This window comes from Lacrimispora sp. (genome assembly GCF_036758025.1).
Lineage (GTDB): Bacteria > Bacillota > Clostridia > Lachnospirales > Lachnospiraceae > Lacrimispora.
Genome location: NZ_DAIOXM010000029.1, coordinates 52,635 through 53,145, shown reverse-complemented (window position 1 = coordinate 53,145; position 511 = coordinate 52,635). Strand labels below are relative to the sequence as shown.

Annotated in this window: 1 protein-coding gene; it reads left to right on the top strand. The window is 40.5% G+C overall.

Annotated features, from left to right (window positions below):
* Positions 1–200: 200 nt before the first annotated feature.
* Positions 201–511: DUF1801 domain-containing protein (locus tag V7M78_RS19215; protein ID WP_333651992.1), on the top strand; the 311-nt coding region annotated here is incomplete at its 3' end.

The following is a 511-nucleotide window of genomic DNA, read 5'->3' as shown; positions in this document are numbered from 1 at the left end:
CCATTCAGATGAAAAACAGAAATAGCAATACGTTATTTTATGTAGCGCTTACTTTGGGATGAATGGTACCGTAGCCTTAAACATAAATTAACAGAAGCATTAGGATACGAAATTGGCGAACCCGAAGAAGGCTATGATTTTAAATATTGGGAATAGTAACAACTTCCAATTTACAGAAGGTTAACGAGGAGGGAGTTCTCATGGCTTATGATGTAGACGCACCTGAAGCATATATAGCGCATTTACCGGAAGAAAAAAGACAGCCGGTTGAACTGCTTAGAAAAACTATAAACGAGAATCTTCCCGCAGGTTTTGAGGAAACCATGCAGTATGGTATGATAGGATATGTGATTCCACACAGTCTGTATCCTGCTGGCTATCACGTAAATCCACAAGAGCCTTTGCCCTTCATAGCTCTTGCTGCCCAGAAAAACTATATTGCCCTATATCACATGGGACTCTATGCCTTTCCGGATGTGCTGGAATGGTTTACAACAGAATATTCAAAGCG